Below are 7,315 nucleotides of genomic sequence, written 5' to 3'. Positions count from 1 at the left end.
GCCGCCGCTTGAGCGCCGGGCGCGAGGCCGCGGCGCGCTCGCCACGGGGCCGCGCGCCGGCCGCCCCGTCACGCGTCCGCTCAGGCCGTGTCGTGGTCGCGCCGTCACGGGTCCGGTCGGGCCGCGTCGTGGTGGCGCCGTCCTTGACGGGCCCGCCCTTGACCGTGCCGCCCTTGACCGTGCCACCCTTGACGGTGCCGTCCTTGACAGGGCCGCCTTCGGGCTCGCCGGGCCGCGGGCGCGGCATGGGCTTGGACTGGTGAGGCACGCCGGGGCCGCGCGGGGCCGTCGTACGACCCTGCGCGGACGAGGCGCCGCGGACGGGCGCGCCCCGCCTGGTCTCCTGCTCAGTCCTCGTGGTCAACACGGATCCTCTCTGCCGCCCGTAGCCGGGCCGAGGCCGCCCGCGGGTTGCGGGCCTCCTCCTCTTCGCCTGGGAGCTCTGCTCCCCTCGTCACCAGGCGGAACCGCGGCTGGTGCGCCGGCAGTGGGACGGGCAGCCCGGGCGGGCTGGTGTCCCTGGTTCGCGCCACGAGGACCTGCTTGGTGAGCCGGTCCTCCAGGGAGTGGTAGGAGAGCACGACGACTCGCCCACCCAGCGCCAGCGCGTCGAGGGCCGCGGGCAGCGCCGCCTCCAGGGCGACGAGCTCCGCGTTCACCTCGATGCGCAGCGCCTGAAAAGTTCGTTTGGCGGGGTTACCCCCGGTACGCCGGGTCGCGGCTGGTATCGCCTGGCGGACGATCTCAGCCAGCCGCTTAGTAGAAGTTATGGGGTCCTTGCCCCGTTCCTTGATGATTAGGCTCGCGACACGCGGCGCGAATCGTTCTTCGCCGTATTCGCGCAGGATCCGGGTTAACTGCCCGGCCGAGTAGGTGTTGACCACCTTCTCGGCGGTGAGCTCCTGGTCGGTGTCCATCCGCATGTCGAGCGGAGCGTCGTAGGAGTAGGCGAACCCGCGCTCGGCCTCGTCCAGCTGCGGCGAGGACACCCCGAGGTCGAACAGCACCCCGTCGACGCTCTCCAGGCCCGCCTCGGCCAGCACCTCGGCCAGCCGGTCGGACGTGGTGTGGACCAGCGTGGCGCGGTCGGCGTAGGCGGCGAGCCTGCGCGTGGAGAACTCGATCGCGAAAGGGTCGCGATCGATGCCGATCAGGTGAAGGGACGGATGACGGGCGAGCAGGGCCTCCGAGTGACCACCGAGGCCGAGGTTGGCGTCGACGACGACGGGCCGGGAACCGGTCAGCGCCGGAGCCATCAGCTCCAGTACGCGGTCGAGCATGACCGGTACGTGACCGCCTGTGCCTGTGGTTTCGTACATCTCCAACCCCCCTCTCGCGTCCTTGCTCGCGGATGACGCGTAACGGACGATCCTCGGCCCACCTGGCCCCCACCCGGCGCCGTCCGGCCAGGTCCCCATCCGCACCCTCTTCGTGGACGCCTGCCATCTGACACCGGGGAAGGTGCATCAGCTGGCGGGCAGTGGTTGCGGGTGGAGACCTCGCCGAACGACATCTCCGACGGATCGACCGTGGCTCTAGAGAATCCCTGGCAGCACCTCCTCCGACAGATCGGCGAACGCCTGCTCCTGCGCGCTGAGATAGGTGTCCCAGGCTTGGGCGTCCCAGATCTCCAGCCGGGTGTTGGCCCCGATGACGACGCAGTCGCGCACGAGTCCCGCGTATTGGCGCAGGCCCTGCGGGATGGTGATGCGCCCCTGCTTGTCAGGCGTCTCGTCGGACGCGCTGGCGAAGAAGACGCGGCTGTAGTCACGCACCGCCTTGGCGGTGACCGGGGCGGTGCTGAGAGCCTCGGTAATGCGCTGGAACTCCTCCACGGGAAAGACGTAGAGGCATCGCTCCTGGCCTTTGGTGATCACAAGACCCTCCGCCAGCTCCTCACGGTACTTAGCCGGCAGGAACAGCCGTCCCTTGTCGTCCAGGCGCGGCTGGTGGGTGCCGAGGAACATCGGCGCCACCTCCCGTGCCTAGCGAAGCGCTCAGCGCTGGCGCACCGGGCCCTCCACTGCGCACCACCATACTCCACTTCTCCCCACCGTCAACTGATTCCAACCCTGGTCGCCACCGGTTTGCTTCACGTTTGCGCAGGTCAGAGCGTCGGAGCGGGGTGGAGCGCGGTGGGGCTCGACAGAACCCTCATGGGCGTGTCGAGGGTTGAAATGACCTTGGAATTACCGCATACCACGCTTCGGCCGGCCCCGTGTGGAGGAAAGTGGAGCGCCGCGAGAGGGCTCGTGTCACCAGATTCGCACCCGTACGACACAAGAACCGGAACCGGAGCAGGTCTTCTGGAATATCCACAAAAGTCGCTCCAGAACCCACAGCGTCGTAGGGTCGTACACACAATGGAAAAGGAATGGCATGGCTCCCGCAATGACATCCTCGCGCGCGGGACTGCCGTAGCACTTCTCATGGAGGCCTGGTGGCAGTAACCCATGACGTCCCTCCCCAGCTCGACGAGCTGGTCTCCACCGCACACCGGATTCGGCACGCGATCGAGTCGGTGATCGAGGGCAAAGGGGACGCCGTCCGCCTCACCGTGACCGTTCTGCTGGCAGAAGGTCATTTGCTGATCGAGGACGTGCCCGGTGTCGGCAAGACCATGCTGGCCAAGGCATTGGCGAAGTCCATCGACTGCCCGGTGCGCCGGGTGCAGTTCACCCCCGACCTGTTGCCCAGCGACATCACCGGTGTGAGCGCCTACAACCAGCAGACCCGGGAGTTCGAGTTCAAGCCCGGGCCGGTGTTCGCCAACATCGTCGTGGGCGACGAGATCAACCGGGCCTCGCCCAAGACCCAGTCGGCGTTGCTCGAGTGCATGGAGGAGCGCCAGGTCACCGTCGACGGCGTGACGTACGCGCTCGACGCGCCGTTCATGGTGATCTCCACGCAGAACCCGATCGAGATGGAAGGGACCTATCCCCTCCCGGAGGCGCAGCGCGACCGCTTCACCGCGCGGATCGCGATGGGCTACCCGGAGCCGGCGGCCGAGCTGGAGATGCTCGACGTGCACGGCGGCACCTCGCCGCTGGACAAGCTGGAGCCGGTCGCGACGACCGCCGAGGTGCGCGCGCTCATCGAGGCGGTGCGCGGCGTGTACGTCTCGCAGGCGGTCAAGAAGTACGCCATCGACCTGGTGGTGGCCACCCGTCACTCGGCCGACCTGCGCCTGGGCGCCTCCCCGCGGTCGACGCTGCAGCTCGTACGGGCGGCCAGGGCGAACGCGGCGCTGGCCGGGCGTGACTACGTCATCCCGGACGACCTCCAGGAGCTGGCGGTGCCCGTGCTGGCGCACCGGCTGCTGCCCAGCGTGGAGGCCCAGGGCCAGCGCCGCCTGCCCGAGCAGGTGGTGACCGAGCTGGTCAGGCGCGTACCGGTGCCGGAGACGCGAGCATCGTGAGGGCGGGCCTGACGGGGGCGGCCCTGATGGAAGCGGTCCTGATGAAAGCGGCCCTGATGAAAACGGCCCCGACGGGGGTGGCGCGGTGAGGGCGGGACTGCGGGCGCTGACCTCCAGAGGACGCTCGTTCCTCGCCTCCGGTGTGGCCGCGCTGGTGATGGCCGTGCTGCTGGGCGAGAACGACCTGTTCAGGATCGGGGTGCTGGTGACGGCGCTGCCGCTGCTGGCCGCGATGGTGGCCTCGCGCACCCGCTACCGGCTGAGCTGCGCCCGGCGCCTGGACCCGGCCAGGGCGGAGGTGGGCGGCGAGGCGACGGTGACGCTGCGCCTGGAGAACGTGACCCGGCTGCCCACCGGTCTGCTGCTGATCGAGGACACGGTGCCGTACGCGCTGGGCGTGCGGCCGAGGTTCGTGCTGGACCGGGTGGAGTCGCGCGGCATCCGCGAGATCGACTACCGGGTCCGGTCGGACCTGCGCGGCCGGTACACGATCGGCCCGCTGTCGGTGCGGATCACCGACCCGTTCGGGCTGGTGGAGCTGACCCGGGCGTTCACGATCAGCGACACGCTGGTGGTGACGCCGCAGGTGGTGGCGCTGCCCCACGTACGGCTGTCCGGCGAGTGGACCGGTGGCGGCGACAGCCGCACCAGGAGCGTGGCGGCGGCCGGCGACGACGACGTGGCCCCGCGCGAGTACCGGCAGGGCGACGACCTGCGGCGGGTGCACTGGCGCTCGACGGCGCGGCACGGCGAGCTGATGGTGCGGCGCGAGGAGCAGCAGTGGCAGAGCCGTGGCGCGCTGCTGCTGGACACGCGCCGTTACGCGCACCGGGGCGAGGGGCCGCGCTCCTCGTTCGAGGTGGCGGTCTCGGCGGCGGCCTCGATCGGCGTGCACCTGGCGCATGAGGGCCTGGGCCTGCGGCTGGTCACCGACCAGGGCGCCGAGCACCTGACCGACACGGGGCTGAGCTGGTCGCTGCTGGACACCCTCGCGGTGGTGCGGCACAGCCAGGCCCGTTCGCTGGAGATGGGCGTGTCCGCGCTGCGGCAGGGCGGCGGCGACGGGCTGATCGTGGCCGTGCTCGGCTCGCTGGACCCGGAGGAGGCCAGGGACCTGGCCAGGCTCAGGCACAGCGGCATCACCGGTGTGGCGGTGCTGCTGGACGTGGACACGTGGGACGGCGCCGAGCCGGGCGCGGCGGAGAACTACCAGGCGGTGCAGGGCGTGCTGGCCGGTTACGGGTGGCGCATCGTGCGCCTGCCCGCCGGCGTGCCGCTCCCGTCGGTGTGGCAGGACGCCGCCAACCGGGGACGGTACGCGCTGAGCCCGGCGGGAGGCGCGGCATGAGGTCATGGGTCGCGCCGGTGACGGCGGGAGGTACGGCATGAGGCTGTCGGTCGCGGCGGCGGTGGCCACGTTCTGCTCGGCCATCCTGCTGTACCCGCTGTTCCAGGGCGGGGCGTGGTTCTGGGGTTCGCTGGGCGCCGTGCTGGCCGTGATGGCCGGCAGCCTGGTGAGCGGGCGGCTGTCGCTGCCCGCGTGGGCGGCGGCCCTGGTGAGCGTCGCCTCGATGTTGATCTACCTGACGCTCGCGTACGCCTCGGACAAGGCGTGGGCGTGGGTGGTGCCGACCAAGGGGTCGGTGGTGGAGCTGGCCAAGCTGCTGGCCACGGGCTGGACCGACATCCAGCGGTTCGCCGCGCCGGTGCCGGCCAACGAGGGCATCGCGCTGCTGACGACCGGCGGCGTGGGGCTCATCGCGATCCTGGTGGACCTGTTCGCCGCGCGGCTGCGGCGGGCGGCGCTGGCCGGGCTGCCGATGCTGGCGCTGGCCACGGTCCCGGCCACGATCCTGCCGGACCCGATCAGCTGGCCCGCGTTCATCATCGCGGCGCTCGGGTTCACCGGGATGCTGATCGCGGACGGCCGTGAACGGGTCGGCCATTGGGGCCGCGCGGTGCTGGTCAGGCGGACCCGCATCGCCACCTCCCCGTCGGGGGCGGCGAAGGAGACGGCCGACACGCGCGGGCTGCGCCTGTCGGGCAAGCGCATCGGGTTCGCCGCGATCGCGCTGGCCGTGCTGGTGCCCGCGGCGCTGCCGGTGATGGAGCCGGTGTCGTTCTTCACGTTCGGCGTGGGCGGCAGTGGGCCCGGCAAGGGCAACTCGATCAGCATCCCGAACCCGATCGCCAACCTGAAGGGCCAGCTGGAGCTGCCCGAGCGCCGGATCGTGCTGTCGTACACCAACAGCGACAACACTCCCCGCTACCTGCGGATCTACTCGCTGGACACCTTCGATGGCGAGCAGTTCGGGATGACGGAGCCGAAGGGGTCGCCGGACAACAGGACGGAGAACGGGGAGCTGCCCGCGGTTCCCGGCCTGTCCGCGCAGACGCGGACCACTCCCCTGTCGACCCAGATCCAGATCAGCGAGGAGATCGCGCGGCTGTCGTTCCTGCCGCTGCCCTACCCGCCGCGCAGCATCGAGATCGACGGTGACTGGCGCGCCGACGTCAGCACGCTCATGGTCTTCTCCACCAGGGACGAGGCCGCGGGCGCCGAGTACAACGTGTTCACCACCGAGCCCGACGTGACGCCGGAGCAGCTGGAGGCGCTGCCGCAGGCGAGGGCGGCGGCGGTGGACGCCCGGTACACCAAGCTGCCGGACGACCTGCCGCAGGAGGTCAAGGACCTGGCGTTCAAGGAGACGGCGGGCGCGCGCACCACCTACGACGCCGCGGTGAAGCTCCAGGAGTTCTTCACCAAGACCGGCGACTTCACCTACAGCCTGCGGACGCAGGGTCACGGCAACGGCGCGCTGAAGGACTTCCTGCTGCGCAGCAGGGCGGGCTACTGCGAGCAGTTCGCCGCGTCGATGGCGATCCTGGCCCGGATCGTGGGCATCCCGTCCCGGGTGGCGATCGGCTACACGGGCGGCACGAAGGTCGGCGACCGGTGGATGGTCGGCACGAACGACTCCCACTCGTGGCCGGAGCTGTACTTCGACGGTGTGGGGTGGCTGCCGTTCGAGCCGACGCCGACGGGCTCGCTCGGGCAGGGCAGCGCGCGGGTGCCCGCGTACACGCAGCCGGCGCCCCGTTCCACCGCCGACAGCTCCTCCCCGACGCCCGGCGCGACGAGCTCGGCCGACGACTCGCCGCTCGACCCGCAGAACCGGGAGAACCCCCGGGCGCTGGACCGTGAGGCCACCATCGCCGACAGCGGGATGCCGGTGGACGACTCGATGCCGCTGATCGGCAAGATCGGCATCGGCGCGGGCGTGCTGCTGCTCGTCCTGCTGATCCCGGCGGGGCTGCGGCTGATCACCAGGAGCAGGCGGGTGCGCGTCCTGGGCTGGAAGGTGTCGGAGCCGTCCGACGAGGTGACCGCCCGGATGATGGCCGGCAGCCATCCGGCGGTGGCGGCCGCGTGGGCGGAGCTGGACGACGCGCTGCACGACTACGGGATGGCGCGCGAGCCGAGCGAGACGCCCCGCGCGCTGGCGCGGCGGCTGACCGAGCGCTACGAGTTCGACGCCGAGTCGGCGGCGGCGGTCGCGGCGATCGCCTCGGCGGTGGAGCGGGCGCTGTTCGCGCGCGACGCCGGCGAGATCGGGCCGATGCGCAAGGACCTGCGGAAGGTGCGGCAGGCGCTGGCGGCCACGGTGTCGCGGTCGAGGCGGGTGCGGGCGGTGCTGCTGCCCCCGTCGACGCTGCGGCGGCTGCGCGGGCTGGGCGAGCGTGTGCTGGACGGGTTCGACCGCCTGGAGAACATCAGGCTGCGGCGGGCGGCGCCCCAGAAGGGCTCATAGGAACCGGCCGGAAGTGAGCCCGGCAGGGCTCACCGGAATCACCCGACCGACCGTGCGGCCGTCCCCTCGGAAGGGGGCGGCCGCA

At 71.4% G+C, this 7,315-nt stretch carries 6 protein-coding genes; 3 read left to right on the top strand and 3 right to left on the bottom strand.

What is annotated here, in order from left to right; genetic code table 11:
* The 3 genes from KME77_RS07765 to mraZ all read right to left on the bottom strand — a co-directional run.
* On the bottom strand, positions 1-364 hold a 364-nt coding region (locus KME77_RS07765), incomplete at its 3' end, for a hypothetical protein (protein WP_372451151.1).
* Complete coding sequence (gene rsmH, locus KME77_RS07760; RefSeq protein WP_219463422.1) at positions 348-1,319, bottom strand: 16S rRNA (cytosine(1402)-N(4))-methyltransferase RsmH; 972 nt, start codon at positions 1,317-1,319, stop codon at positions 348-350. The genes KME77_RS07765 and rsmH, both read right to left, overlap by 17 nt.
* 216 nt (positions 1,320-1,535) lie before the next feature.
* A complete protein-coding gene (mraZ, locus tag KME77_RS07755; RefSeq protein ID WP_219463420.1) occupies positions 1,536-1,967 on the bottom strand; it encodes a division/cell wall cluster transcriptional repressor MraZ in 432 nt (143 codons plus the stop codon).
* Between the two features lie 473 nt (positions 1,968-2,440).
* Between mraZ and KME77_RS07750 the strand changes: the two genes are divergently transcribed.
* The 3 genes from KME77_RS07750 to KME77_RS07740 all read left to right on the top strand — a co-directional run bounded on the left by KME77_RS07750 (position 2,441) and on the right by KME77_RS07740 (position 7,230).
* Entirely contained in the window at positions 2,441-3,418 is a 978-nt protein-coding gene (locus KME77_RS07750; RefSeq protein ID WP_219463417.1) for an AAA family ATPase, read from the top strand.
* A gap of 85 nt (positions 3,419-3,503) precedes the next feature.
* Positions 3,504-4,766, top strand: a complete 1,263-nt coding sequence (locus KME77_RS07745) for a DUF58 domain-containing protein (protein WP_219463415.1) — start codon at positions 3,504-3,506, stop codon at positions 4,764-4,766.
* A 37-nt stretch (positions 4,767-4,803) separates the two neighbouring features.
* Entirely contained in the window at positions 4,804-7,230 is a 2,427-nt protein-coding gene (locus KME77_RS07740) for a transglutaminase TgpA family protein (RefSeq protein WP_219463413.1), read from the top strand.
* The last annotated feature ends 85 nt before the right edge of the window (positions 7,231-7,315 follow it).

The organism is Nonomuraea rhizosphaerae (genome assembly GCF_019396405.1).
GTDB lineage: Bacteria > Actinomycetota > Actinomycetes > Streptosporangiales > Streptosporangiaceae > Nonomuraea > Nonomuraea rhizosphaerae.
The sequence above is the reverse complement of the archived record's forward strand: the minus strand, read 5'-3'. Positions and strand labels throughout refer to the sequence as shown.